The sequence below is a fragment of the Acinetobacter sp. Q186-3 genome (genome assembly GCF_013420655.1).
GTDB classification, from domain to species: Bacteria; Pseudomonadota; Gammaproteobacteria; order Pseudomonadales; family Moraxellaceae; genus Acinetobacter; species Acinetobacter indicus.
The window spans coordinates 1-1392 of record NZ_VOXS01000050.1; the positions used below are offsets into that span (position 1 = coordinate 1).

Annotated in this window: 1 protein-coding gene; it reads left to right on the plus strand. The window is 38.4% G+C overall.

From position 1 onward, the window contains the following. The first annotated feature begins 73 nt into the window (after positions 1-73). Positions 74-1378, plus strand: coding sequence for an IS4 family transposase (locus FTT64_RS14320; RefSeq protein ID WP_163142058.1), 1305 nt, complete (start codon positions 74-76; stop codon positions 1376-1378). Positions 1379-1392 lie beyond the last annotated feature (14 nt).

Genomic DNA, 1392 nt, shown 5'->3' on the forward strand with positions numbered 1-1392 from the left:
TAATGCCAGTCAGTTAAGCAAATTTTAGTAAAATGTAGTAAAAATGAGTGTATGTAAATACGCTCATTTTTTTATGTCTTTATCTGAACATTTAGAATCCACTCTTGAACATTCTCTCCCATCACTCAACCATTTTTGTGAACTTATTGATTTAAATTGGATTGAAACAAGCCTGCATCAAACAGGTAAGGCATCAATCAGAAGGAGAAAATTACCTGCTGAGCATGTGGTTTGGCTTGTTATTGGGCTTGCCTTGTTTCGCAATCAACCCATCAGCTATGTGGTAGAGCAATTAAACCTCGTGTTTGGTACAACAGAATATTGTGTTCCTAGTGCAGCAGTCCAAGCACGACAACGTTTAGGACAAGAGCCTTTAAGTACCTTATTCTCTCTGCTCAGCCAAGCATGGTTTGATGAAACACAGCAACAATATTCAAGCTTTCAAGGACTTAGCATATGTGCTGTTGATGGGGTGGTTTGGTCTATGCCGCTGACCGAAGAGAACTTTAATCATTTTGGCTCATCTAAAGGTAAAACTGCTGTAGCACCTTACCCACAAGTGAGAGCCACGTGCCTAGTCAATACCAATACCCATGAAATCATAGATGCCCAAATAGGCAGTATGGATCAGGGTGAACTCACATTAGGAAATCAATTATCTCCTCCGGCACAAAGTATTACATTATTTGATCGAGCTTATTTCTCTGCTGATTTTCTAATAGGGTGGCAAACACGTGCAGAATCAAGTCATTGGCTGATGCGAGCAAAAGATAATTTACGTTATGAAATTATTAAACGGAATTCCCCACATGATTTTCATATCAGGATGCCAATATCAGCTAGAGCCAAGAAACTTAACCCAACGTTAGGGGATTATTGGGAGGCACGTTTGATTGAAGTTGAGCAGGCAGGAAAAATCAGACGTTACATTACTTCATTATTAGATTCAAAGACATACCCACTTATAGCCTTGGCAAAGTTATATGCTCAGCGTTGGGAAATTGAAATGTGTTACCGAGAAATTAAAAGCAATTTACAGAAAGGTAAGCTCTTAAGAAGCAAGCAACCAGACTTAATTTATCAAGAATTATGGGGTGTCTTGATTGCTTATAATGTTCTAAGAAGACAAATGAAATATATGGCTCAACGAGCTAAAGTAAGTCCTTTGAGAATCAGTTTTCATATTGCATCTATCGCTATTCTTAATTTACTCAGATTCGACTCTTTGGCTTCTGCAGGTAATCTCCCCAAACATCTGGAAAGTTTAATGGAGAAATCTGATAGATATGTTTTACCTGAGAGACGGATGAGGAGTTATCCAAGGGTTGTAAAAGGAAAACCTCAAAAATACCCAAGAAAAAGCCAGTCAATCTCTTAACTGACTGGCATTAC

Coding starts and splice junctions, on each gene's coding strand:
- FTT64_RS14320 (WP_163142058.1), top strand. CDS start 74: ATGTCTTTATCTGAACATTTAGAATCCACTCTTGAACATTCTCTCCCA.